The organism is Kitasatospora sp. GAS204B (assembly GCF_029892155.1).
In the GTDB taxonomy this organism is placed as follows: Bacteria; Actinomycetota; Actinomycetes; order Streptomycetales; family Streptomycetaceae; genus Kitasatospora.
Genome location: NZ_JARZAG010000027.1, coordinates 91,487 through 114,904, shown reverse-complemented (window position 1 = coordinate 114,904; position 23,418 = coordinate 91,487). Strand labels below are relative to the sequence as shown.

Annotated in this window: 22 protein-coding genes; 12 read left to right on the top strand and 10 right to left on the bottom strand. The window is 75.0% G+C overall.

Going from position 1 to position 23,418, the window contains the following annotated elements; all coding sequences use genetic code 11:
* Positions 1–267 precede the first annotated feature (267 nt).
* Together P3T41_RS29945 and P3T41_RS29940 are read left to right on the top strand one after the other, a co-directional pair.
* On the top strand, positions 268–783 hold the full coding sequence (locus tag P3T41_RS29945; RefSeq protein ID WP_280693687.1) for a GNAT family N-acetyltransferase: 516 nt from the start codon (positions 268–270) through the stop codon (positions 781–783).
* A gap of 216 nt (positions 784–999) precedes the next feature.
* Positions 1,000–2,481 carry an amidase family protein gene (locus P3T41_RS29940; RefSeq protein WP_280693686.1) on the top strand — a complete coding sequence of 494 codons (1,482 nt, stop codon included), beginning with the start codon at positions 1,000–1,002 and terminating at the stop codon, positions 2,479–2,481.
* A gap of 33 nt (positions 2,482–2,514) precedes the next feature.
* On the opposite strand, the gene P3T41_RS29935 is transcribed toward P3T41_RS29940, so the two are convergent.
* Both P3T41_RS29935 and thrS read right to left on the bottom strand, forming a co-directional pair.
* Entirely contained in the window at positions 2,515–3,309 is a 795-nt protein-coding gene (locus P3T41_RS29935; protein ID WP_280693685.1) for a VOC family protein, read from the bottom strand.
* 156 nt (positions 3,310–3,465) lie between these two features.
* Positions 3,466–4,764, bottom strand: coding sequence for a threonine--tRNA ligase (gene thrS / locus P3T41_RS29930; RefSeq protein WP_280693684.1), 1,299 nt, complete (start codon positions 4,762–4,764; stop codon positions 3,466–3,468).
* 300 nt (positions 4,765–5,064) lie between these two features.
* Here thrS and P3T41_RS29925 point away from each other — a divergent pair, with 300 nt between their 5' ends.
* A complete protein-coding gene (locus tag P3T41_RS29925) occupies positions 5,065–5,970 on the top strand; it encodes a DUF2797 domain-containing protein (RefSeq protein WP_280693683.1) in 906 nt (301 codons plus the stop codon).
* 25 nt (positions 5,971–5,995) lie between these two features.
* Here the strand turns inward: P3T41_RS29925 and P3T41_RS29920 are convergent, their stop codons facing one another.
* The gene (locus P3T41_RS29920) at positions 5,996–7,384 is read right to left on the bottom strand and encodes a hypothetical protein (protein WP_280693682.1); all 1,389 of its coding nucleotides are present in this window, start codon (positions 7,382–7,384) and stop codon (positions 5,996–5,998) included.
* 360 nt (positions 7,385–7,744) lie between these two features.
* On the opposite strand from P3T41_RS29920, the gene P3T41_RS29915 reads away from it, so the two are divergent.
* From P3T41_RS29915 to P3T41_RS29900, 4 genes are read left to right on the top strand one after another with little or no spacing between them, the layout of a single operon-like run.
* Positions 7,745–8,785, top strand: coding sequence for an acyltransferase domain-containing protein (locus P3T41_RS29915; protein WP_280693681.1), 1,041 nt, complete (start codon positions 7,745–7,747; stop codon positions 8,783–8,785).
* 5 nt (positions 8,786–8,790) lie between these two features.
* Positions 8,791–10,629, top strand: coding sequence for an acyl-CoA dehydrogenase (locus tag P3T41_RS29910; RefSeq protein WP_280693680.1), 1,839 nt, complete (start codon positions 8,791–8,793; stop codon positions 10,627–10,629).
* The gene (locus tag P3T41_RS29905) at positions 10,626–11,717 is read left to right on the top strand and encodes a ketoacyl-ACP synthase III (protein ID WP_280693679.1); all 1,092 of its coding nucleotides are present in this window, start codon (positions 10,626–10,628) and stop codon (positions 11,715–11,717) included. Before P3T41_RS29910 ends, P3T41_RS29905 begins: the two co-directional genes overlap by 4 nt.
* The gene (locus tag P3T41_RS29900; RefSeq protein WP_280693678.1) at positions 11,714–12,556 is read left to right on the top strand and encodes an SDR family oxidoreductase; all 843 of its coding nucleotides are present in this window, start codon (positions 11,714–11,716) and stop codon (positions 12,554–12,556) included. The genes P3T41_RS29905 and P3T41_RS29900 overlap by 4 nt, the downstream gene beginning before the upstream one ends.
* On the opposite strand, the gene P3T41_RS29895 is transcribed toward P3T41_RS29900, so the two are convergent.
* From P3T41_RS29895 to P3T41_RS29885, 3 genes are all read right to left on the bottom strand, one after another.
* Positions 12,543–13,454 carry an acyltransferase domain-containing protein gene (locus P3T41_RS29895; protein WP_280693677.1) on the bottom strand — a complete coding sequence of 304 codons (912 nt, stop codon included), beginning with the start codon at positions 13,452–13,454 and terminating at the stop codon, positions 12,543–12,545. The two genes, P3T41_RS29900 and P3T41_RS29895, sit on opposite strands and share 14 nt — an antisense overlap.
* Before the next feature lie 80 nt (positions 13,455–13,534).
* Positions 13,535–14,767: a beta-ketoacyl-[acyl-carrier-protein] synthase family protein gene (locus P3T41_RS29890; RefSeq protein ID WP_280693676.1), complete on the bottom strand. Its 1,233-nt coding sequence runs from the start codon at positions 14,765–14,767 to the stop codon at positions 13,535–13,537.
* Positions 14,764–15,030, bottom strand: coding sequence for an acyl carrier protein (locus P3T41_RS29885; RefSeq protein ID WP_280693675.1), 267 nt, complete (start codon positions 15,028–15,030; stop codon positions 14,764–14,766). Before P3T41_RS29885 ends, P3T41_RS29890 begins: the two co-directional genes overlap by 4 nt.
* 275 nt (positions 15,031–15,305) lie before the next feature.
* On the opposite strand from P3T41_RS29885, the gene P3T41_RS29880 reads away from it, so the two are divergent.
* Complete coding sequence (locus P3T41_RS29880; protein ID WP_280693674.1) at positions 15,306–15,662, top strand: PRC-barrel domain-containing protein; 357 nt, start codon at positions 15,306–15,308, stop codon at positions 15,660–15,662.
* Between the two features lie 64 nt (positions 15,663–15,726).
* On the opposite strand, the gene P3T41_RS29875 is transcribed toward P3T41_RS29880, so the two are convergent.
* From P3T41_RS29875 to uppS, 3 genes are all read right to left on the bottom strand, one after another.
* A complete protein-coding gene (locus P3T41_RS29875; RefSeq protein WP_280693673.1) occupies positions 15,727–16,446 on the bottom strand; it encodes a YcnI family protein in 720 nt (239 codons plus the stop codon).
* 74 nt (positions 16,447–16,520) lie between these two features.
* Entirely contained in the window at positions 16,521–17,309 is a 789-nt protein-coding gene (locus P3T41_RS29870) for a hypothetical protein (protein ID WP_280693672.1), read from the bottom strand.
* A gap of 129 nt (positions 17,310–17,438) precedes the next feature.
* Positions 17,439–18,227 carry a polyprenyl diphosphate synthase gene (uppS, locus tag P3T41_RS29865; RefSeq protein WP_280693671.1) on the bottom strand — a complete coding sequence of 263 codons (789 nt, stop codon included), beginning with the start codon at positions 18,225–18,227 and terminating at the stop codon, positions 17,439–17,441.
* A gap of 182 nt (positions 18,228–18,409) precedes the next feature.
* Here uppS and P3T41_RS29860 point away from each other — a divergent pair, with 182 nt between their 5' ends.
* The 4 genes from P3T41_RS29860 (at position 18,410) to P3T41_RS29845 (ending at position 21,812) form a co-directional block, all read left to right on the top strand.
* On the top strand, positions 18,410–18,709 hold the full coding sequence (locus P3T41_RS29860) for a helix-turn-helix transcriptional regulator (protein ID WP_280693670.1): 300 nt from the start codon (positions 18,410–18,412) through the stop codon (positions 18,707–18,709).
* A complete protein-coding gene (locus P3T41_RS29855; RefSeq protein WP_280693669.1) occupies positions 18,706–19,485 on the top strand; it encodes a hypothetical protein in 780 nt (259 codons plus the stop codon). Before P3T41_RS29860 ends, P3T41_RS29855 begins: the two co-directional genes overlap by 4 nt.
* 155 nt (positions 19,486–19,640) lie before the next feature.
* Positions 19,641–20,423 (top strand): ferritin-like domain-containing protein, encoded by a 783-nt coding sequence (locus P3T41_RS29850; RefSeq protein ID WP_280693668.1) that lies wholly within the window; start codon positions 19,641–19,643, stop codon positions 20,421–20,423.
* A 159-nt stretch (positions 20,424–20,582) separates the two neighbouring features.
* On the top strand, positions 20,583–21,812 hold the full coding sequence (locus P3T41_RS29845) for an FAD-dependent oxidoreductase (RefSeq protein ID WP_280693667.1): 1,230 nt from the start codon (positions 20,583–20,585) through the stop codon (positions 21,810–21,812).
* A gap of 40 nt (positions 21,813–21,852) precedes the next feature.
* Here the strand turns inward: P3T41_RS29845 and murF are convergent, their stop codons facing one another.
* Positions 21,853–23,259, bottom strand: coding sequence for a UDP-N-acetylmuramoyl-tripeptide--D-alanyl-D-alanine ligase (gene murF, locus P3T41_RS29840; RefSeq protein ID WP_280693666.1), 1,407 nt, complete (start codon positions 23,257–23,259; stop codon positions 21,853–21,855).
* Positions 23,260–23,418: the final 159 nt, after the last annotated feature.

Genomic DNA, 23,418 nt, shown 5'->3' with positions numbered 1-23,418 from the left:
GTCACCCTCACCTCCCTCGCCCACGCCTTCTGCACCCTGCGGAGGCTGACCCGTGCCCCAAAAGAAGCGACACCGGTCTGAGCCTCTATCAGGTCATCCGCGAGCTGCAGTTACTCCTCGCCACCTGGGCCGGCGCATGCCCTACCTGCCACCGCGACATACCCACACCCACACGAACCTGACCAAGCCCTACTAGCGTCACACCTGGCGCCACCCCTAGGTCCTGTCCGGCGGCATACTCATCGCACGTTCCGACCAGGAGGCAGCGTGATCACTCTCAGGCCCGAAACCATCCACACCGACCGGCTGACCTTGCTGCCCCTGCAGGTCGAGCACGCCGAAGAGATGGCCACCGTACTGTCCGACCCCGGCCTGCACACCTTCATCGGCGGCACGCCGGACACTGCACAGGCCCTGCGCGCCCGCTACGAACGCTGGGTCGCCGGCTCACCCGACCCCGCCGAATCCTGGTGCAACTGGGCGATCCAACTCCGCACCGCAGCCTGCCTGACCGGCACCGTACAGGCGACGGTCACCGCCGACGAGCGCGCAGCCACCGCGGAGATCGCCTGGGTGGTGGGGAGCCCCTGGCAACGGCGCGGCATCGCCACCGAAGCGGCCAGAGGACTCGTCACCTGGCTCCAGAGCAACCCGGTGGACACGGTCATCGCCCACATCCACCCCGACCACAAGGCATCCGCCGCCGTCGCCACCGCAGCCGGACTCACTCCCACGGGCCAGTGGCATGACGGGGAGATCAGGTGGCGGTTGGCGGTCCGCTGAACGGCCGGGGCCTCGCCACGTTGGCCAAGGCCGCCTCGCTGCACCGGGCCCGCGCGGCCTGAGCCCCGTCCGCTCAGCCGGCGTACTGCGCGACGCGGTAGGTACGGCCAGGTCACCACGAGCACCGCCGGGCAGCGCCGGTGCCCTTCCTGACGACGGGCGGCCACGCGTACGATCCCCGACGACCCGTCACCGTCCGTCCCGGAGGACCGCCCAGTGGATTACACCGAGTACCGCAGCCACGACGCCGTGGGCCTGGCCGGGCTCGTCGCCGCGGGTGAGGTGACCGCGGCCGAGTTGCTCGAGCTGGCGATCGCCCGGGCCGAGGCCGTCAACGGCAGGCTGAACGCCATCGTGCGGCCGATGCACGAGCCGGCCAGGAGCCGTGCCGCCGGCCCGCTGACCGGGCCGTTCGCCGGGGTGCCGTTCCTGCTCAAGGACCTGATGCAGGACTACGCCGGGCTGCCCACCGGCAGCGGCTGCCGGGCGCTGCGCGACCGCCCTGCCGAGCGGCACAGCGAGGTGGTGAGCCGCTGGCTGGCGGCCGGGCTGGTGGTGTTCGGCAAGACCAACACGCCGGAGTTCGGCGCCAAGGGCATCACCGAGCCGGAGGCGAACGGCCCGACCCGCAATCCGTGGGACCTGGCCCGCACTCCCGGCGGCTCCTCGGGCGGGTCGGCGGCATCCGTCGCCGCCGGCATCGTGCCGATGGCGGGGGCGAACGACGGCGGCGGCTCGATCCGGATACCGGCCGCCTGCTGCGGGCTCTTCGGCCTCAAGCCGGGGCGCGGTCTGGTCCCGGCCGGACCGCTGGCCGCCGAGCACCTGATGGGCGCCGCGACCGACGGAGTGCTCTCGCGCAGCGTGCGCGACTCGGCGGCGATGCTCGACGTGCTCACCGCCGCTTCCGACCCGGGCGGTCCCTACCTCACCGCCCGCCCCGCCACGCCGTACGCCGAACTCGCCCGCCGGGTGCCCGAGCGGCTGCGGATCGGCTTCAGCACCCGCTCCCCGCTCGGCACCGCGGTGCACCCGCAGGCCGTGGCCGCCGTCGAGGACGCCGCCGAGCTGCTCGGCGCGCTCGGCCACCACGTCGAGCCCGCCGAGACCGGCATCGACGAGCACCGCCTGGCGCTCGACTTCCTGTCCATGTGGTGCGTCCAACTCGCCCACACCGTGGACGAGATCCGCCGGACCACCGGCGCGGGTCGGGACGGTTTCGAGCTGGACACCCACGTGCTGGCCGCCGCCGGTCGCGCCTTGCGGGCGCCCGACTACTACGCGACCCACCAGCGCTGGAACAGCTACAACCGCGAGCTGGCCGCCTTCCACTCCCGGTACGACCTGCTGCTCACCCCGACGCTGGCCCGGCCCGCCGTCCGGATCGGCGAACTCGACACGCCCCGACCGGTCCGCGCGGTGGCCTCCGTGCTGCTGCGGCTGGGGCTGCTGGGAACCCTGGTCGGCACCAAGGCCTGGGAACGCGCGGTGATCGCCAACCTGTCGGCCACGCCGTACACCCAACTGGCCAACCTCACCGGCCGACCGGCGATGAGCGTGCCGACCTACCGGACCCCGGACGGGCTGCCGCTGGGCGTCCAGTTCGTCGGCCCGCTGGGTGGCGAGGGCACGCTGCTCGCGCTCGCCACCCAACTGGAGGCCGAACGGCCTTGGGCCCAGCTGGCACCGGAACTCTGACGGTCCGTCAGCAGAGTGGAAGCCGCTTCCCGATCAGCCCTTCGGCGGCGTGAGCACCACGAAATCCGCACCCGCCGGGTCGACGCAGACCGCCATCCGACCGATGTTCGGGGCGTCGACCGGACCCATCTGGATGGTGCCGCCGTGCGCGGTGACCTTGGCGACCGTCGCGTCGCAGTCGGCCACCGTGAAGACGGGGTGCCAGTAGGGCAGGCCGCCGGTCAGCGGGAGGTCCTCGGGCGCCAGCTCCAGCAGGCCACCGAACTGTCGCTCCGGCGGCAGGGCGGCGGGGGCCAGCAGGGTGTACGTCCCCTCGGCGCCGGGCATCGGGACGTCGGTGGTCTGCCAGCCGAAGAGGCCGCCGTAGAAGCGCTTCGCGCCGGCCGCGTCGATGGTGTAGAGCTCGGTCCAGCAGAGAGCGCCGGGCTCGTCGGCGAGCTCGAAGCCCGGCATGCCGGTCGACTGCCAGGCCGCGAACTGGCCGCCCTGCGGGTCGGTGAACTGGGCCAGCCGTCCCTCCTTGCCGGCCTCGGTCGGGGCGAGCCGCACGACGCCTCCGGCCTGCCGGACGGCCTCGGTCAGCGCGTCCAGATCAGGGGTGCTGAAGTAGATCGTCCAGGCCGACCGGGCGCCCGGCTCGGTGAGCCGCCCCACGGCGGCGACCGCCTTGCCGGCCACCCGGAAGAGGCTGTAACCGTCCGCCTCCGGGTCGGCGGACTCGGCCTCCCAGCCGAGCACCGCCTGGTAGAACGCGATGGCGGCGGCGAGATCCGGCGCGCCGAGATCGATCCAACACGGGGAGCCGGGCACGAAGTCGGTGGTGAGCATGGCGCCTGCCCTCTCAAGAGCTGATGGGTGACTGGTTACTCTCTGGCGCCGCCCAGCCTTGCACCCGGCACTGACAGTCGCCCGTCGACTCGCCGACCTGGCACGATAGCTGACTGTTCATCAGATCACCTGCCGATCTTCCCAATCGCTACCTGTTCAGCCGGGGCGGCGGCCGATCGCTACCTGGTCAGCCCGCGCCGCGTCGTCCCAGAGCTCGATCCGCCGCGCCACCACCGCCTGCCGGATCCGGGCGACCGCCTCGGCGACCGGCAGCTCGGCCGGCCGGCGCCCGTCCCGCAGCCGCAGCGCGACCGACCCCGCGACCGCCTCCCGCCCACCGATCACCGCCTGGTACGGCACCAGCCGGGCAGCCCGGATCCTGGCCCCCAGGCTGCCCTCCTCCGGATCCGCCAACTCGGCGCGCAGTCCGGCTGCCAGGCACCGCTCGACCAGCGCCGCGGCGGCCGGCAGCTCGGCGTCACCGACCGGCAGCGCGACCAGCTGCACCGGCGCCAACCAGGCCGGGAAGGCGCCCGCGTGCTGCTCGATCAGGTGCGCGACCGCCCGTTCGACACTGCCGATCACCGCGCGGTGCACCATCACCGGACGGTGCTTGGCGCCGTCCGGCCCGATGTACCGCAGGTCGAACCGGGCGGGCTGGTGGAAGTCGACCTGGATGGTGGAGAGGGTCGCCTCGCGCCCGGCCGGGTCGGCGATCTGCACGTCGATCTTCGGCCCGTAGAACGCGGCTTCGCCCTCCGCGCTCTCGTAGTCGATCCCGGCCTCCGCCAGCACACCGACCAGCAGGTCGGCCGCGCGCTGCCACATCGCCGGGTCGGCCACGTACTTGTTCCCGGCGCCGGGCAGCGAGAGGCGGTAGCGCACCGCCTCGATGCCGAGGGCCCGATAGGCCTCGCGGATCAACCCCAGCGCGGCCCTGGCCTCTTCGGCGACCTGGTCCAGGGTGCAGAAGATGTGCGCGTCGTTGAGCTGGATCGACCGGACCCGGGTCAGCCCGCCCAGCACCCCGGACCGCTCCGCGCGGTACATGCCGCCCAGTTCCGCCATCCGCAGCGGGAGTTCGCGGTAACTGCGGGCCCGGGAGCGGAAGATCACCGCATGGTGCGGGCAGAGGCTGGGCCGTAGCACCACCTCGTCGCCGCCCAGTTCCATGGGCGGGAACATGTCCTCGCGGTAGTGCGCCCAGTGGCCCGAGATCTCGTACAGCTCACGCTTGCCGAGCACCGGCGAGTAGACGTGCCGGTAGCCCGCCCGGCGCTCGAGCTCGCGCACGTACTCCTCCAGCGCGTGCCGCACGGCGGCCCCCGCGGGCAGCCAGTAGGGCAGGCCGGCGCCGATCAGCGGGTCGGTGTCGAACAGTTCCAGCTCGCGGCCGAGCTTGCGGTGGTCGGGGCGGTCGCGGTCACAGACGTCTTGGCGCTGCTGGTCGTTCATGGTGGGCACTCCTCGCGATGGTGGAGCGAGTGCCGGTACGACGAAGCCCCGGGGCACTCGCCCCGGGGCTGGTCGGACAGAAGCAGCTGTCAGCGCGCCGGGACTTGGTCCGGCGTCGTCGTCTCTGCGGCATGCTTCAGGAAGCTCATGTTCACCAGCGTAGCAGCGCGCCCCGACACTCGGCGGCCCATTCGCAGCTGAGCTGTCAGTGCCGAACGGTAGCCTCACCCGCACTACGAGAGCACGAGAACGAGACCACGACAGCGCGACGGCAGACCAGCGAAAGGCGGTGCGGAGCCGATGAGCGGCTGGCTCGCCCACGGGCTGCGCTGGGACGGCGCCCGAGCAGCCCTGACGGCCACCTGCGGCACCCGCGAGCACGTCCGCGAACTCACCGCCGGGACTCGGGTCAGCTGGCGCCTGCTCGGTCCGCGGCGGTGTGTCGGCGCCTGGCTCGGCAGCGAGGTCGGGCAGCGGCCCTGCCCGCACGGCGCCACCGTCGAGCCCGCAGCAGCCAGTGCCCAGTGCCCGGCCTGCCAGAGCGCGGACCACGGCCTGCGGCTGGCCCGCGATCAGGTGCTGGACGACGGGCGGGACTACCGCCTCTACCTGGCGTGGTTCGGCACCGGCCTGCTCAAGGTCGGCCTCACCGGCGCCCATCGCGGCACCAGCCGGCTCGCCGAACAGGCGGCGATCGCGTTCACCATCCTCGCCGGCGGCCCGCTGCCGGCCGTCCGCCGCGCCGAACTGACCGTCTCCGGCGCCCGGATCGCCCGTGAGCGCTTCCCGGTGCGCACGAAGGTCGAGCACTGGTGGCGCCTTCCGGAGCAGCGCAGCGCGCACCAGGAGCTGACTGCCGGCCGCGCCCGGGCCCTGGAGCTGCTGGCCGGCCATGCCCTGGACCGCTACCCCGAGCACCCGGTGGTCGATCAGCGCCCGCTCTTCGGCCTGACGGCGGGCGCCCCGGCCGCCTACCGCGCCATCACCGCCCTCAGCGACGGCGCGACGCTCAGCGGCGAGCTGCGCGCCCCGATCGGCCGGCACCTCTTCCTCGACACCCCCGCCGACCCGCAGCCACTCCTGCTGGACACCCGCCGGCTGGCCGGTTGGACCCTCACTGCCGGCCAGGACGCCCCGTGCGCCGGCCTGCTGTTGGCCGACCGCCGCCGCCCGGCGCCGACGGGCGCGCAGCAGGCACTCTTCTGAGACACCCAACGGGCGGCGGTGCCGGTCAGCCGCCGGACGCCAGCTGCCCCGCCACGCCCACCACCAGCGCCGCCCGGGTCAGCAGTGCCCGCACCGCCGGGCTCCCCGCGTGCGGCCGCAGCCGGGCGTGCATGGTGGTGACGGCGGTGCGCAGCCGGGCGGAGGCGAGCAGGGGGTAGTCGTCCAGCACGGCGTGCCAGGTGGCGCAGGCGCGGTCGAGCAGGCCGCGGTCGAGCAGGAGTTGGGCGAGGCGCGCGTTGGTGGTGGCACGGGCCCGGCGTTCGCCGGGTGGGCGTTCGCGCAGCGAACGGATCAGCGACCGGACCGCGCCCGCGGTGTCGCCCAGGGCGGCGAGCACCTCGGCCTCCTGGTGTGCGTAGGCGGCCCAGTGGTAGCCGGCCAGATCCAGCGACGCGGGTTCCGCGCGCTCCAAGGAGCGCTGAGCCCGCGCGAGTTGGGCGAAGGCAGTGGCCCGGTCACCGCAGCCGGCCGCGCCCAGCGCCTGCTGACCCAGCACGAAAGCCTTCTGACGGTGCGTCAGCAGTGCCAGATGGGCGCCGGCAGCGTCCGCCAGCTCGCGGGCCCGGCGGCGACGGCCGAGGTAGTGGGCCTGCACGCTGAGGCCGCGCAGCGCGATGGCGTGCAGCCGGGGGTCGGCCGCCTCGGCGGCCAGCTGCCCGGCCAGCCGGTAGTACGCCTGGGCCGCGCCCTGGCGCTGGCCGTCGAAGCAGCCGAACCCGGCCAGGTAGGACAGCCGGCTGGTGACGAGCAGCAGTTCACGCCGCACGGCGGGCGCGGCCGGGGCCCGCAGCCAGTCGGACAGCACCGTGGCGAGCAGGCCGGTCAGCACCGGGCGGCAGCGGTCGGCGCCCAGCGCCTCGTCGGCGACCAGCAGGAGCGCCGTCAGGTCGCGGGCCAGGCGCAGGTGGGCGCCGCCGACCCGGGTGGCCGCCGAGGACGCGGGCGCGGCCGGCGGCAGCAGGCGGACCCCGGCAGGGGCCGGGTAGGCGGGAACCAGGCGACGGGCCAGCGAGTAGACCGGACCGGCGACGCCGGGCGGGTCGGCGGCGGCCTCGGCCAGGCGGGCCAGCAACGCGCCGATCGGTTCGGCGGTCCCCTGCTCCGGCGTCCCGGCCGCCGCCGCGGTGCGGCCGGACGGGCGGGCCAGCCGGGTGTCGGCCACCTCGACCGTGCGGCCGAGCGTCCGGGAGAGCACCTCGGCGACCAGCGCCGGGACGGGGGCGGCGGGGCGCGAGCCGCTGAGCCAGTGCGCGACGGCGGTGCGGTCGTAGCGGAACCGGTAGCCGTCGGCCGCCCCGGCCCGGTTGACGGCTCTGGCCAACTCCTCGCCGCTCCAGCCGGCTTCGGCCAGCAGGGCGCGCAGGTGCTGGTTGGGGACACGGGTAGCGGTCATCGCTGCTGTCCTTGTGGGAGGCGACCGAGCGCCCTGCGCTCTCACACCCCAGGGTGGTACCGCGCACGATCACGGCGCGAGTGGCGCGTGGAGAGACCGGCAGGCGTGCGGCGCCGCCGGGCCGACACCGGCGATCCGCCCGTGCGCCGGAGCGAACCCATCTGACGCACCATCAGCCGGGTCGGTCGCGCAACGTCCGTCCGCGCTCAACACCTTGGCCCCGCCGGCCGGCCCCGGCGGCCGACGGCGGTGCTGTTGGCTGGGCAGCACCGGCCGACACCATCGCCCGGCGCCACCGAGCCGGCCTCACCACCTGCCCTCACCCACCGGCCAGACCCAGCACCCGAAGGAGCGACCGCCATGCCCCGTCCCGGTGACCGCGCGGTCCGGCGGCCGATCGTCCACGCCTTCCCCGGCCAGGGCGACTTCCCGCTCTCCCCGCTGGCTCGCGCGCTGGCGGCTCTCCCGCAGCTGCGAACGGCGGTGGCCGAGGTCTTCGGCGTCGCTGACCCGGTCGGCGCGGAGTTCGACGTCCGGCCGCTCGGGCCCCGGCTGCTCGACTCCACCCCGCCGAGCGGTGCCACACTGGCCGCCGAGGCGCCGGGCACGGCCCAACTCGCCCTGTTCGGCGTCTGCCTGGCCGTCCACCGGCTCCTGAGCGGGCGCGGGCTGCCGGCCGACCGGCTGTTCGCGGTCAGCTTCGGCGAGATCCCGGCGCTGACCGCCGCCGGTGCGCTGCGGGTCGCGGACGGTGCCCGACTCTCCTGCCGGCTGGGCCAGTTGCTGCACAGCGCGGACGGCGGACTGACCGTGCTGCACGCCTCGGCCCCTCGCGTGCGCGCGCTGCTGGCCCGGTGCGGAGCCCGCGAGGTGGTCGTCGCCTGCGTCAACGACCCTGGCGAGACGGTGGTTTCAGGACCGCCGGCGGCCCTGCTGGACGCCGAGCGGGCGGCTCGGACCGCGGGGATCGAGACGACCCGGCTGCGGCTGCCGTTTCGCGCGCACCACCCGGGACTGCACCGGCAGGCCGCCGAGTTCGAGGCCTACGCCCGCTCGCTGCCGTTCGCACCGGTGCGGCTGCCGGTCCACTCCGCGGTGGCCGGCCGGGCCTACGCCCCGACCAGCGACCTGCCGCGCGCGCTGGCCAATTGCCTGGTCCGCCCCGCCGAGCTGCCACCGGTCCTGCGCCGGGCGGTCGGCCCGGGGACGCTCGTGCTGGAGACCGGCACCGGGCAGGCGCTGAGCGGGAGCATCCGGCGCGTCGTGCCGGCCGCCGAGGCCCGCGCACCGCTGGCCGAGCTGAACTTCCCCACCAGCCGCAACCGGATCAGCCCCAGCACCGCGATCGGCGGCGATGCCGCCGCCACGCAGACCGACCCCGCCCGAAGGGCAGCGCCATGAAACCGATGACACCGATCAGCGGCCGGCCGAACCCGATCGACGACCCCGAGCCCACCGAACAACTCACCGAACAACTCGCCGACCGGCTCGCCGGCCTGCTGAAGAGCCGCCGGCTCGCCACCGAGCCGGACCCGCTGGCCGACGACCTCAACTCCCATCTGATGCTCCGCCAACTCGCCGCGACGCTACCGCCGGCCGCCGAGGTGCTCGCCGACCCCGCCCTGCTGGCCGCGCTCAGCGCGGCCACCGCGCTGGCCGACCCGCCGCTCTACCAGACCTTCCTCTCCCACTACATCCTGTGCGCCGGATCGGTGGCGCTGCTCGGCTCGCCCGACGCCGACCCCGGCGGGGACCTCGCGCACGCCCGCGCCAAGGGGTCGTTCCTGGTGACCGAGCTGGGCGACGCGAGCAGCCACCTGGGCATCCGGACCACGGCCCGATTCGACCCGGCGGCACGCGAGTTCACGCTGCACACGCCCGACCCGCGAGCCGCGAAGTTCTCCAGCGTCGCCGCCCGGGGCCTGCCGCAGAAGGCCGCGGTCTGCGCCCGGCTGATCTGCGCCGGCCAGGACGCGGGGGTGTTCTCCTTCCTGGTGGACCTCACCGACGAGCGGGGCCGGCCGGTCCCCGGGGTGTCGATCTCCAGCCCCATCACGCTCGACGCGCTGCCGCTGCCCTACGCCGCCGTCCGCTTCCAGCAGCTCCGGCTGCCGTACCGGAGTTGGCTGCGGGACGGCGCCGTCCTGACCCCCGACGGGACGCTCCACGACGCGGTCGGCGGGGCCCAGGCGCGGCTGCGGCGGACGTTGAGCGTCGGCCAGGCGCTCTGGGCCACCCTGCCGTCCGCGATGGCCGCGCTGGCCGCACGCAGCGCCGTCCTCGCCTGGCGCTTCAGCGTGAGCCGGCGCTCGCACGGCGGCCTGGCACCCGGCGCGCCTGTGCTCGCCTACCGGACCCAACAGCACGCCGTGCTCGGTGCGTTGGCCGAGGCCCTGGCGCTGCGCCGGGCGGCGGCGCAGGCGCTGGCCGGCTGGTCGGCGGGAGCGCCGAGCACCGGCGCCTCGCATGCCATGACCTTCTCGCCCTGGGCGGCGGTCGACCCGTCGCTGGCCCTGCACAAGGCGCTGGCCACCCGCAGCACCGCGCGGCTGGTCGGCGAGTGCCAGCACCGCTGCGGGGTGTCCGGCTTCTTCGCGATCAACCGGCTGTCCGGCTACCTGGGTCTGGCCCGGGCGTTCGAGAACGCGGGCGGCGACAACACGCTGATCCTGCTGGACGCGGGCCGCGCACTGGCGGAGCGACCGCCGGACCAGGCGCCGCCACCACCCCCGACCGACCTCACCGACCCCGCCTGGTGGCCGCGCGCGGCGGCGGTGCTGCGGCACCGGCTGGCCGCCGAGCTCCACGCCGACCTGCGACGCCACGAGGCGCAGGGCGCCCGCGACCTGACGCTGTGGAACCCGCTGCTGGACCAGGCGCTGCGGCTCGGCGAGGTCGCCGCGCAGGGCCTGGCCGCCGACGCGGTCGCCGCGGCGCCGGCCTCGGCCACCGAGCCCGCCACCGCCGGCCCCCGGGACCCGCTGACCACCCTGGCCGCCCTGTACGGCCTGGTCCAGGCCCGCCGCCTGTCCGGCCCGCTGCTCGCCGCCGAGTTGCTCACGCCCGGCGCGGCCCGACGGCTGCCGGCCGCCATGGACGAGCTCTGCGACGAGCTGACCCCACAACTGCCCGCGATCGCCGAAGCCCTGGACCCCGGCGCCGCCGGAGCCGACGTCCCGCTCGGCGCGCCCGACTACGCCGCCGCACTCGGTGCGGCGCTCGACTGGCCACGAGGTGCCCGGTGAACCGCACGCCCATCGGCATCCTCGGCATGGGCAGCTACCTGCCCGCCGAGGTGCGCGGCAACGAGGCGGTGGCCGCCGCGGCCGGGGTCAGCGCGGCCTGGATCACCGAGCGGACCGGGGTGCGCCGACGCCACGTCGCCGCACCCGGCGAGGCCGCCTCCGACCTGGCCGCCCAGGCCGTGCGGGCCGCCTGTCTGGCCGCCGGGATCGGCCCGGCGGACCTCGGGCTGCTGATCGTCGCCACCTCCACACCGGACGAGCTGGGCCCGGCCACCGCCTGCCGGGTGCAGGCCCTGACGGGGGCCGAGCGCGCGACCGCACTGGACGTGAGCGCCGCCTGCTCCGGCTGGCTCTTCGCCACCAAGGTCGCCCACGACTGGCTGGGCGCCGACCCCGGGACCCGGTACGCCGCCGTGGTCGGCGTCGAGGCCTACTCCAAGTTCATCGACCCGGCCGACCGGGGCACCGCCGTGCTCTTCGCCGACGGCGCGGCGGCAGCCGTGCTCGGCCAAGTGCCGCCGGGCACCGGCTTCCACGGCTTCCGGCTCGGCTCGGACGGCCGGGGCGCCCACCACGTGCTGATCCCGGCGGGCGGCAGCCGCCGACCCGCCGGGCCGGCCAGCCTGGCCGACGGCGGCCACCGGATCCACATGGACGGCCGGGCCGTGCGCGACTTCATCACCGTGGTCTTCCCCCGGCTGGTCGCCGAGTGCCTTCAGGAGCACGGGCTGAAGCTCGACGCGATCGACGCGGTCATCGCCCATCAGCCCAACCCGGTGCTGCTGCGCCGGCTCGGTGCCGAGATCGGCGTCCCGGCCGAACGGTTGATCGTCACCGGGGACCGGACCGGCAACATCGGCGCCGCCTCGGCCCCGTTCGCGCTCGCCTCGGCCGCCGCCACACGGGCGCTGCCCGCCGGGGCCAAGGTCCTGATCTGCGTCTTCGGCGCCGGCCTGACCTGGGGCCGCACCCTGCTGACCTGGACCGGCGCCCCGGCCATCGCCCTGCCGGAACCACCAGCGCCAGCAGCCCCACCAGCACCACGGTCACCACTCTCACCACTCTCACCACCGAGGAGCCCCGCATGAGCACGCTCGACAGCTTCCGCCTCGACAACACCCGTGCGCTGATCACCGGCGCCTCGCGCGGGATCGGCCGCGCGGTGGCCGTCGCCTTCGCCCAGGCCGGCGCCCGGCTGGCGCTGAGCGCCCGCAGCGCGCAGGCGCTGAAGGCGACCGCCGAGCAGGTCGCGGCGCTCGGCACCCCGGCGGTCCTGGTGCCCGGGGACCTGGCGATACCCGAGGAGCCCGGCTGGGTGGTCGACGAGGCGGCCCGGCTGCTCGGCGGTCTGGACCTGGTGGTGCACAACGCCGGGATCCTGCCCTCGCAACCGGACGGCGCACCGCTGCTGACGCCGCTTCAGCAGCTGCCGCAACAGGCCTGGGACGAGGTGGTGGCGATCAACCTGAACGCCACCGCCGCGCTCTGCCGCCACGCGCACCCGCACCTGGCGGCGAGCGACGCGGGCAACCTGGTGCTGATGTCCTCGGTGGCCGGGGTGATCGGCACGCCCATGATGGAGGCGTACGCGGTCTCCAAGGCGGCCCAGGTCTCGCTGGCCCGCAGCCTGGCGGTCGGCTGGGCCCGCCAGGGCATCCGGGTGAACGCCCTGTGCCCGGGCTGGACCCGCACCGACATGACGGCCTTCGCGCACACCAACGGCCCGCTCAGCGACTGGCTGCTGGCCCACGTCCCGCTCGGCCGCTGGGCCGAGCCGGCCGAGGTGGCCGCCGCCGCCCTCTTCCTCGCCTCCCCCGCCGCGGGCTACCTGACCGGCCACGCCCTGCTGCTGGACGGCGGCGTCTCGGTCCCCGACGGCGGCCTGGCCGGCATCCCCAAGCCGCCCAGCCCGTTCACCCCGGCCTGACCGCCACGTCCCGCTGCTCGGCCGTCAACCGGCTGAGCAGCGCGCGCGGTCCGGCTTCCGCGAACTCGGCGACGCCGGCCGCCCGCAGCAGAGCCACGCAACGACGGAACGGGACCGGGTGCACCAGATGGTGGGTCACCCCGTCACGGAACTCCGCGGCCGACCGGTACGGCCGGCCGGACAGCGGGTCGTGCACCGGCACCCGGGGCGCCCGGAACGCCACCGTCTCGGCCAGCGCCCGGACCCGGCGCGCGACCGGTGCCAGCTCAGGGCTGTGGAAGAGCGTGCGGGTGGGCAGCAGGGTGCAGGTGACGGCGTCGGCCCTGGCCAGCGCCGCGAGCGCCTCGACGGCCGGCCGCGGTCCGCCGACCACGCTCTGCTCGGGGCCGTTGTCGCAGGCCAGCACCAGCCCCGGCAGCTCGGCCCGGGCCAGCAGCAGCCCGGCCGAGGCGGCCGGCAGCCGCAGCACCAGCAACCCGCCTGCCGGCGCCCCCAGCTCTGCCCGCAGGCGCAGGCAGGCCAGCAGCAGCCGCGCACCGTCCTCGAACGTCAGCACACCGGCGGCCGCGAAGGCGGCGAGCTCGCCCAGGCTGTGCCCGAGCAGCACCGTCCGGACCGCCCGCTCCGGCCGCACTGCCCGCACCGGCCACGTCCCGGCCATCGCGCAGAACGCGACCGCCTGCGCGTAGCCGGCCAGTTGGGCGCACACCTCGTCCGGCGGCGGCGCGGCCCGGTCGACCGCGCCCGTGAGCAGCGCGACAGCCGCCGCCCCCGGCGGCATTGCCGCCAGCCGGGCCAGCAGCTCGCGCACCGGCGGCCGATCAGCGTGTGGCGCGAGGCTGCCGGGCACCAGCGATCCGATCCCCGGCACCAGCAGCACCTTCGGCCGGGTACTCATCAGCGTCCTCATCCGTGTGTTCATCCGTGGGGTCATCCGTGGGGTCGTCCGTGCGTTCGTCCGTGGGGTCGTCCGGGCGCTCAGGCCGCCGCGAAGGCCAGGACCGCGTTCTGCCCGCCGAAGCCGGCCGAGTCGCTCAGCGCGAGCTCGATCCGAGCCGGCCGCGGCGCGTCGCGCACCACGTCCAGCTCGATCTCGGGGTCCTGCTTCACCAGGTTGGCGGTCGGCGGGATCAGCCCCTCGGCCACCGTCAGCACGGTCAGCACGGCCTCGATCGCGCCGGCCGCGCCCAGGGTGTGGCCGAGCGCGCCCTTGGTGGCGGTGACCGGCGTGGCGCCGAACAGCCGGTGCAGGGTCCGCGCCTCGGCCAGGTCACCGAGCGGCGTCCCGGTCGCGTGCGCGTTGACATGGTCGACCTCGTCCGGTCGGGCGCCCGCGTCCGCCAGCGCGCGGCGCAGCGCGAGTTCCAGACCGAGCCCGGCCGGGTGCGGGGTCGTCGGGTGGTAGGCGTCGGCGGCGGCACCGTAGCCGACCAGCCGGGCGAGCACCCGCGCCCCGCGCGCCCGAGCGTCGGCGAGCCGCTCCAGGACCAGCATCGCCGCGCCCTCGGCCAGCACGAAGCCGCGCCGCTCGGCGTCGAACGGGCGGGACGCGCCCGCCGGGTCCTGGTGCCCCGGCGCGAGCGCGTCCAGGCGGGCGAAGGCGGCGGCCGTCAGCCGGTCGACGGCCGCCTCGGTGCCGCCGGCCAGCGCCACGTCGCAGGCTCCGGCCCGCAGCAGATCGCGGGCCACCCCGAGCGCCGTGGCACCGGAGGCGCAGGCGGTCGCGACGGCCAGACTGGGCCCGCGCGCGCCGAACGCGGCGGACAGCTGCCCGGCGCTCATGTTGGCCATCACCAGCGGCACGGTGAGCGGCGAGACCCGCCCGGCGCCACGCTCGGCCAGCACCCCGGCCTGCCGGACCAGCGTGCCCACCCCGCCGAAGGCGGAGCCGGTCACCACGGCGACCCTCGTGCCGTCCCAGCCCGCCGGATCCCAGCCCGCCGGGTCGTGGCCGGCCTGCGTGACGGCCTCCCGGGCGGCGAGCAGCGCGAACTGGGTGAACCGGTCGGTCCGCCTGGCCAGGCCGGCGCCGAGCCGCGCGGCGGCGTCGAACTCGGGCACCCGGCAGGAGAAGTCCGGTCGCAGTCCCCGCAGTTCGGGGTCGACGGCAGCATTGGGCGCGCCCAGGCAGACCTGCCGCCAGCACGCCTGGGCCCCGATCCCGGCGGGGCTGACCGCGCCGACCCCGGTGACGGCGATCTCCGCGCTCACGGCAGCTGCGCCGTGGCATCACGGTCGGCACCGGACAGCTCACCGAGCAGCTCGCCGATCCGGCCCAGCGACGCCGCCGCGGCCAGCTCGCCGTCGACGATCGCGACGCCGAGCTCCTCGGCGAGGATGTCGCTGAGCTCGACGACGGCCAGCGAGTCGAGGCCCAGCTCCTCCAGCGTCGCGGTCGGCAGCAGCGCGTCGTCGGACAGTTGGAAGGCGGAGACGAGGACCCGCGCGAGCACGGGGTTCACCAGGCTGGACATGACGTTCCTTCAGGAGACTGGACCCTGGGGGGCCGGAGAGCGGAGAGTCACGACCGACCACCGGAGTGTGCCGAGGTCGTACCGCCATTAGCCCCCGCCACGGCCCCCTGCCGGAACGACCTCCGGTGTCGGGTGTGTTGCACGGCGCCGACCGTTGCGCGCTCACAGCGCCCGCGCGCTTCGGCGCGCCACCCGGGCGCGGGCGCGTGACGATGGAACGGCCGGCCCGATCGGTCCGCTCGGTCCCGGCCGCACGCGATGAGGAGGGTCACACGGTGTTCGAGCCAGAGGACATCAGGGAGTGGCGAGGCCACGACGTGGTCGACCCTGAAGGCCGCAAGATCGGCCCGCTGGAGGCGATCTACGTCGACACCCGCACCGATCTGCCGGCCTTCGCCACCGTCACCGTCGGCCTGCTGACCCGGCACCGCCTGGCGTTCGTCCCGCTCGCCGGTGCCACCGTCGGGCCCGGCTACCTGAAGGTCCAGTACCCCCGCAACCAGGTCAAGAACGCCCCGTCGATCGGCACCGACGCCGTGCTGCCGGCCGAGGACGAGCCGGCCGTCTTCGCCCACTACGAGCTGCCCTACGAGATCGGCGCCGCCGGCGAACGCCGCCTGGCCCGGCCCTGACCGGGACACCGGCCGGATCGGCGAAGGGCGGGTGCGGGCCTGTGCGCCCGCACCCGCCCGGACATCAGGCCACGGAGGTGTCGCCGCCACCGCCCTTGCCACGCCGGCCGAGCAGCACCCCGGCCACCGCGCCGAGCACGCCGAGCACGATGCCGGCGATGCCGAGCGCCCGGGCGGTGGAGTCGCTGCCGCTCTTCGGCGCCGCCACGGTGGTGGCAGCGGCGGTGGCATCGGTCAGCTTCAGCACCGGCGCCGGGTGCGCGGGCTCCGGCTGGCCGGGCTTCTGCAGGTCGATCCAGCGCACGATGTTGCCGTCGCTGTACGTCTGCAGCGCCTTGAAGACCACCTGGTCGGTGCCGTCCGGCAGGGCGCCGAAGTCGACCGTGAAGTCCTGGTAGTGGTTCGGCGTGATCTGGCCGCCGGTCCAGACGATCTGCGAGACGACGTCGGTGATGTCGCCGTCGTCGGTGTGGATCGGGGTGGCGAGCTTGGTGGTCTGGATCTGGTCGGTCCAGCCGGGCACGGGCGCGACCAGCGCCGAGGGAATCGGGTGGTCGGTCGGGAAGTCGACCTCGACCTTCACCGTGTTGGCGCTGTCCTCCTCGTTGGGGACGCGGAACGCGAACGTCTGGTCGGTGGCGCCCTTCGCGACGCTCGGCGGCTGGACGGTGACGTGCGCCGAGGCGGGTCCGGCGACCAGCAACACGGCGGCGCCGGCGAGCGCGGCGACGGCGGCGGCGCGACGGGCGCGGGAACGGGAACGGGACTTTGGAGACCTGCGCATGAGGATGTGTTCTCCGTACTGGGGCATGGCACGCTCACGCCCACCCGAGTGGGCGGCGGTGCGTGCGGCGGTGATCAGGACTGGCGGAGGGGTCGCAAGCCGACCGGTCCGCCAGGCGGTCCCCGTCTGATCACACAGTGCCGCAGCAGCGCCGCGGACGGCAGTCGCCGCGCCTCGGCGCGAGACGGGACCGGCCGGGCGGCACGCCGCCACCGCGCCCCGAGTCCCTCGCGCAGCGCGGCGTGGAGCGCGAGTACCCAGCGCGGCGCCACCGCCCAGACCTCAGCGGTGGCAACGGCGAGCCGGACCAACCGCCAGAGCGCCGCCTCGCCCTGCCGCAGCCACCAGCCCGCCAGCACGGTGGCCGCCAGGTGGCCGGCCAGCATGGCAGGAGTGAGGCCGAGCAGCAGCGCGTGGCCCCAACCGACAGCATGCGGCGCCACGGGAGCGCCGGCTGCCGGCAGGTCAGGCACCTTGGTCATGCCACTCATGCCACTCATGCCACTCATGCCGGGCATGCCAGCCATGCCACTCATCCCGGTCATCCCCGGCCCGCCCGCCCCGCGCGCCGTCTGGGCGAGGTGGAAGAGCAGGTGCAGCCCCAGCTGAGCCGCCCCCAGCGCGCCGGTGATCGCGGGCAACGAGCGCTCGCGCCGCCCCCCGCAGACCGCCACCGCGCCCGTCAGCCCCCACCCGAGCAGCACCGTGCCCAGCGGCACCCCCGCACCGGAGGCCAGCGCGTGCCCGGCCACGGCCAGCACGACGCTGACCGTCGCGAAGGGCAGGGCCCGCAGGACGCGAAGGTCGAGCGCGGCGGCCCGGCCCGGTGCGGGCCCGGCCGCGATCACGGGGGTGGCAGTCATGGCCGGGACATCATGCCATCGTCACACCGCACGGCGAGCGGACTCCCGGAGATCGGGTCCGCCCCGCAACCGACCGGTCCGCAGCCGCGCGGTGCGACGATCCGCCGCCCGTCGGTCCACTGCGGCAGGTCAGCCGCCGTAGCGGCGCTGACGGGCGGCGAAGCTGCGCACCGCGCGCAGGAAGTCGACCTCACGGAAAGCCGGCCAGTAGGCCTCACAGAAGTACAACTCGGCGTAGGCACTCTGCCAGAGCAGGAAGTTGGACAGCCGCTGCTCCCCGCTGGTGCGGATCACCAGGTCGGGATCGGGACGCCCGGCCGTGTAGAGGTGCCCCGAAAGGTCCTCGGCGGTCAGACTCGCCGCCAGGTCGGTCAGCGACTCCCCGGCCTCGGCCCGCTCCGTCATCAGCTCGCGCATGGCGTCGATCACCTCCTGGCGGCCGCCGTAGCCGATGGCAAGGGTGACGTGCGCGCCGGTGGCGCAGTCGCGCGTCGCGTCCACGGCGTGCTTGAGGACGTGTGCCGTGGAGTCGGGCAGCACGTCCAGCGTGCCGGCGATGTGCACCCGCCAGCGGGCGTCGGGCCCGGCCAGCTTGTTCGCCACCACCTGCTCGATCAGCCGCATCAGAAAGGCGACCTCGGCATCGCCGCGACGCCGCAGGTTCTCGGTGGAGCAGACGAAGACGGTGACGTGCCTGATCTCCAACGCCTCGCACCAGGAGAGCACCTCTTCGACGTGCTCGGCGCCGTACTTGTGGCCGAGGCTGGGGCTGGCCATGCCCATCTGCTTGGCCCAGCGGCGGTTGCCGTCCATGATCAGACCGATGTGCTCGGGCAGCCGGCCGCCACGCTGCCGGTCCCTGAGCTGCCGGCGCAGTCGGCGCGCGTAGAGCGCGTAGAGCGGGTCGGTCATCCGCATGGTTCAAGTCCTTTCGGCAGGGCCGGCTGAGATGTCGTCACGGCACCTGGTGCCAAAGGCGGTTCGACGGTCTCGTCATCGGCCATGGCCCGAATAGTACACACCGCGTACTACGCGGCAAGTACTACCCAGCGCGTAGTATCGTGAGCGCGCAGGCCGAGAGGGGAAGGGAGCGCCGCGCGATGCAGGCGAACGACGCCCAGACGCTGGTGCTGTGCGTGCTGGCGGACGGGCCGCTGCATGGCTACGCCATCAACAGCGCGATCGAGGAGCTGGTCGGCGAACGGCTCGGGCCCGGCAGCCTCTACGGAGCGCTCACCCGACTGGAGGCCAAGGAGCTGATCACGCCCGCCGAGGGGCAGGGGCGCCAGCGGCCGGTGCGGCTGACCCCCAAAGGCCGGCAGGTGCTGGAGCAGGAGCTGCGCGCCATGGCCAAGGTTGCCAGGGCCGGCCTGAAAAGCCTTGGGGTGAGCACGAATTGAGGCCTCATCAGCTCCTGGTCAGGCTCTACCCGGGCGCGTTTCGCGAACGCTGGGGCGAGGCGCTGGAGGCCGAGACCAGGGCGGCCGGCTGGCGGTCCTGGCCGGGGCTGATCCTCACCATGGCGGACCTGTGGCTGCATCCGCTGCTCTGGCCGGCCGACTCCCGCCTGCAGCGCGGGCAGCGGGCGGCGACCCTGGGCGTGGCCGCCGTGCTGGCCAGTGCCGGGCTCGGCCGGCTGGCCGCCGAGCAGGGCGTGCCGCTGACCGTGCGGCCCAGCGGCCACTGGCCGGCCACCGCCTGCCTGACCCTGCTGATGCTCGGCCTCGCGCTGGTGGCCCCGCTGCCCAGGCTGACCGGCAGCACGGCCCTGCTGCTGGCCGAGGTGGTGGTCCGCCGCCTCGGCGGCCCGGCGCTGCTCGGCGCCGGCGCGCTGGCCGCGGCCCACCTGGCGCCGGGTTCACTCGCCGCCACCCCCTGGCGCTACGCCGTGCCGACCGCCTGGTGGGGCGCGATCGCGATCGGCGCCGTCCAGTGCTGCCGGGTCCTCGCCTCACTCACCGCGCCGGTCCTGCTCGCACCGGGCTCCGGCCGGCTGCGCCTGGGCCTGGGCACGCTCGCCGCCGCGACCACCCTGGCCGGCGCCCTGGTGCTCGGCAGCGCGACGACGCACCCGCACCCCGGGGCGCTCGCCATCGCGGCGGGGGCGGCGCTGCTGATCCCGGCCTGGACGCTCGCCCGCACGGTGCGCGACCTGCGCTCCGTGCCGATCGACTGACAGCCGTTGCCAATCGCCCGCGCCGACCGCCGATGCGGGCCGTCCGCGCGACGGCGGTCCCCCGGACGGGCCAAGCAGGCGGGTCAGCTGTTGCCGCCGGGGTGCCGGGCTGCGTTCACTGATCGATGATCAGGTCCCGCGCGAAGGTGGTCCAGGTGCTCTCAGCCCGCAGTCTGTTCCAGGAGATCCACGACAACGACCAGGCCTTCCAGCTGTTCTGCTCCATCGCCGCCAAGGGCGAGGACCAGGGCGGCTGGGAGAACGGGCGGATCGCCCAGTTGGTCGAGGACCAAGAGCTCGCCCCGAAGATCGCCCGGCACGGCGCCGACGAGGAGAAGCACGGCCGGATCTTCAACGCCCTGCTGCACAAGCGCGGCCTACCGCCGGTCCCGGTACCCGACGACACCGACTACACGATGATCCTGGAGCACCAGGGCATCGGCCTGGCCCACACCAGGCTGCGCCGCGACGAGCCGCTGACCGAGCGGGACGTGATCGTCTACCTGGCGCACAGCCGGGTCACCGAGCAGCGGGCGGCCGAGCAGATGCAGCTGCTGCGCAAGGTCTTCGACGGTCACCCGGAGGTGGGGCGCGCGGTTCGGATGATCTCCGCCGACGAGGACAACCACCTCGCCTACTGTCACGAGGAGTTGCTGCGGCTGGCGGCGACCGGGCACGGGCGGTTGATCCTGACCATCCTTCAGGAGACCTCGCAGGCCGAGATCCGCACCTATCGGGACGTCAGCCTCGCGGTGCTGGCGCACCTGGGAGACATCCTGCGCTGGCCGCGCGCGAAGGCCGCGGTGCTCGCCGCCGGTGTGCACGGGGTCTACGCCTACGAGCGGTTCGGCGGCGGGCGCCGGCGGATGATGACCTTGACGATGCCGCACAAGCGCAACGCCCTCGGCGGACCGCCCACGAGCGAGTCCGTCGCCTGAGGCCGGCTGGGTGCCGCCCGCGCCGGGAAGGATCCCGAACGGGCGGCGCTCGCGTGTCAAGGCTCGCTCCGCCGCCGCGGACCGGTTCTGATGGACGCACCGGACCTGGGACACGCCCTGGCGCACCGAGCGCCACCCGATCGCGAGCAAGGAGCGAGCATGGACGACGCCGCCACGGCCCACGTCATCGTCGGAGCGGGCCTGGCCGGAGCCCAGGCGGCCCGGACCCTGCGGGAGGAGGGGTACCAGGGCCCGCTGGTGCTGATCGGCGAGGAGGAGGAACTCCCCTACGAGCGGCCGCCGCTGTCGAAGGGCTACCTGCTCGGCAAGGACCCCCGCGAGAAGATCTTCGTGCACCCCGCCGAGTGGTACCAGGAGCAGCGGATCGACCTGCGCCTGGGCACCGCCGTGACCGACCTGGACCCGGCCGCCCACCGGCTCACGCTGGCCGACGGCAGCACCCTCGACTACGCCAGGCTGCTGCTCACCACCGGGGCCGCACCGCGCCACCTGCCGGTACCGGGGGCCCGGCTTGCGGGCGTGCACCACCTGCGCCGAGTGGCGGAGAGCGACGAGCTGCGGGCGCTGTTCCGGTCCGCCAGCCGGATCGCGGTGATCGGCGCGGGCTGGATCGGCCTGGAGGTGACCGCCGCCGCCCGGGCCGCCGGGGTCGAGGTCACCGTGCTGGAGTGGCTCGAACTGCCGCTGCTGCGGGTGCTCGGCCGCGAGGTCGCCGAGGTCTTCGCCGAGCTGCACCGGGAGCACGGCGTGGAGTTCCGGTTCAACGTCCAGGTGACCGAGATCCTGGGCGCGGACGGCGCGGTGACGGGGGTCCAACTGGCCGACGGCACGGTGGTGCCGGCCGAGGCGGTGCTGGTCGGCGTCGGCATCCGCCCGAGCACGGCGCTGGCCGAGCAGGCGGGCCTGGCGGTGTCGGACGGCATCAGCACCGACGCGAGCCTGCGCACCTCGGACCCGGACATCTTCGCCGCGGGCGACGTGGCCAGGGCCCAGCACCCGCTGTACGACCGCCCGATCCGCGTGGAGCACTGGGCCAACGCCGTCCACCAGCCCCGCACCGCCGCCCGCGCGATGCTCGACCAGCAGGTCGCCTACGACCGGGTGCCGTACTTCTACACCGACCAGTACGACCTGGGCATGGAGTACACCGGCTACGTCGAACCCGGCGGCTACGACCAGGTGGTCTTCCGCGGCGACGTCCCTGGGCGCGAGTTCATCGCGTTCTGGCTCAAGGACGGCCGGGTCCTCGCGGGCATGAACGTCAACATCTGGGACGTCACCGACCCGATCCGCGAGCTGGTCCGCTCCGGGCGCACCGTCGACCCGCAGCAACTGGCCGACCCGGAAGTCCCGCTCACCGACCTGTGACGTGGTCGGCGCAATCAGCGGCGCCCACCTGTCTCCGGTCTCAACTGCCCACCGTCACCGGCTCGGTGAGCCGCCGCGCGGCCTCCTCCAGGCCCGCGGTGTGCGACCCCTTCAGCAGCACCAGGTCTCCGCGGCGCAGCTCGCCGAGCAGTAGCTCGAGGGCCGCCTCCCGGTCCGCCACCAGCGTGCTCGCCACCCCGCCGGCCACGGCCTCACCGTGCGTCAGGGCAGCCTCGCCGCCGCCCACCGCGATCAGCCGGGCGACGCCCGAGGCCGCCACCCGCCGCCCCAGCTCGGCGTGTTCGCTCATCGAGGCCGCGCCCAGCTCGCGCATCTCCCCCAGCACCGCGACCACCCGCCGGCGCCCGCCGGCCATCGCCGCCACCGCGCGCAGCGCCACCGCCATCGAGTCGGGGTTGGCGTTGAAGGCGTCGTTGACCACGGTGACGCCGTCCGGGCGCTCGCTGACCTCCATCCGACCTGACGTCAGTTGCCGTGCCGCGCAGAGCAGTTCGGCGACCTGGGCGAGCTGGGCGCCCAGTCCCAGGGCGACCGCCGCGGCCGCCGTGGCGTTGGCCACGTGGTGCTCGCCGTACATCCCGAGCCGGACCCGGGCCCGCGCGCCCCGGTAGGTCAGGGTGAACGACGGGCGCCCGGCCTGGTCCAGCTCGATCCGCTCCGCCCGGACCTCCCCGGCCGCCCAGCCGAAGGTCAGCACCGGGGCGGTCGTCCGAGCCGCCATCGACATCACGTACGGGTCATCGGCGTTCAGCACCGCGAGCCCGTCGCTCGGCAGCGCCGCCACCAACTCGCTCTTGGCGGCGGCGATCGCCTCCTTGCTGCCGCCGAACTCCCCGAGGTGGGCGGTGCCGACGTTGGTCACCAGACCCACCCTGGGCGGCACGATCCCGGTCAGGTGGGCGATGTGCCCGGCCCGGCTGGCCCCCATCTCCAGCACCAGGTAGCGGGTGCCGGCCTCGGCGCTGAGCACGGTGAGCGGCAGGCCGATCTCGTTGTTGAAGGAGCGGGCGGTGGCCACCGTGCTGTCCAGCGCGCCGAGCAGTTGGGCGAGCAGGTCCTTGGTGCTGGTCTTCCCCGCCGACCCGGTGAGCGCCACCACCTGGACGCCGGTCGCCCCGGGACCGGTCAGCCGGGCGGCGACCGTGCGGGCCAGCTCGGTGAGAGCGGTCAGCACGTCGGGCACCACCACGGCCGGCACGCCCACCGGCCGGGCCGCCAGCACCGCGATCGCCCCGGCGGCCACGGCCGGGCCGGCGAAGAGGTGGCCGTCGGTGTGCTCTCCGGGCAGCGCGACGAAGAGCGAGCCGGGCTCGGCGAGCCGGGAGTCGATCACCGCCGGACGGTCGACCGTCGCCTCGGGATCGGGTGCGTCGTACAGCACGCCGCCCACGGCGTCGGCGATCTGTTGCAGCGTCATGGGGACCACGGCCGGCTCCGCTCCGTCGACAGGCGCACCCCGGGCGGGGCGGCAAGGCTCCCGACGCTAACCGTCATGGGGGCGCGAGCGGCGCCGACGCGCGCCGGGCGCGTGCTCGCGTCCGCCGGATGGCTTGCGCCGCGCGCGCCACGCCTGGTGCCTCCCCGG

Coding starts and splice junctions, on each gene's coding strand:
- P3T41_RS29935 (WP_280693685.1), bottom strand. CDS start 3,309: ATGCTCACCACCGACTTCGTGCCCGGCTCCCCGTGTTGGATCGATCTC.
- thrS (WP_280693684.1), bottom strand. CDS start 4,764: ATGAACGACCAGCAGCGCCAAGACGTCTGTGACCGCGACCGCCCCGAC.
- P3T41_RS29925 (WP_280693683.1), top strand. CDS start 5,065: ATGAGCGGCTGGCTCGCCCACGGGCTGCGCTGGGACGGCGCCCGAGCA.
- P3T41_RS29920 (WP_280693682.1), bottom strand. CDS start 7,384: ATGACCGCTACCCGTGTCCCCAACCAGCACCTGCGCGCCCTGCTGGCC.
- P3T41_RS29915 (WP_280693681.1), top strand. CDS start 7,745: ATGCCCCGTCCCGGTGACCGCGCGGTCCGGCGGCCGATCGTCCACGCC.
- P3T41_RS29910 (WP_280693680.1), top strand. CDS start 8,791: ATGACACCGATCAGCGGCCGGCCGAACCCGATCGACGACCCCGAGCCC.
- P3T41_RS29900 (WP_280693678.1), top strand. CDS start 11,714: ATGAGCACGCTCGACAGCTTCCGCCTCGACAACACCCGTGCGCTGATC.
- P3T41_RS29895 (WP_280693677.1), bottom strand. CDS start 13,454: ATGAGTACCCGGCCGAAGGTGCTGCTGGTGCCGGGGATCGGATCGCTG.
- P3T41_RS29885 (WP_280693675.1), bottom strand. CDS start 15,030: ATGTCCAGCCTGGTGAACCCCGTGCTCGCGCGGGTCCTCGTCTCCGCC.
- P3T41_RS29875 (WP_280693673.1), bottom strand. CDS start 16,446: ATGCGCAGGTCTCCAAAGTCCCGTTCCCGTTCCCGCGCCCGTCGCGCC.
- P3T41_RS29870 (WP_280693672.1), bottom strand. CDS start 17,309: ATGACTGCCACCCCCGTGATCGCGGCCGGGCCCGCACCGGGCCGGGCC.
- uppS (WP_280693671.1), bottom strand. CDS start 18,227: ATGCGGATGACCGACCCGCTCTACGCGCTCTACGCGCGCCGACTGCGC.
- P3T41_RS29860 (WP_280693670.1), top strand. CDS start 18,410: ATGCAGGCGAACGACGCCCAGACGCTGGTGCTGTGCGTGCTGGCGGAC.
- P3T41_RS29845 (WP_280693667.1), top strand. CDS start 20,583: ATGGACGACGCCGCCACGGCCCACGTCATCGTCGGAGCGGGCCTGGCC.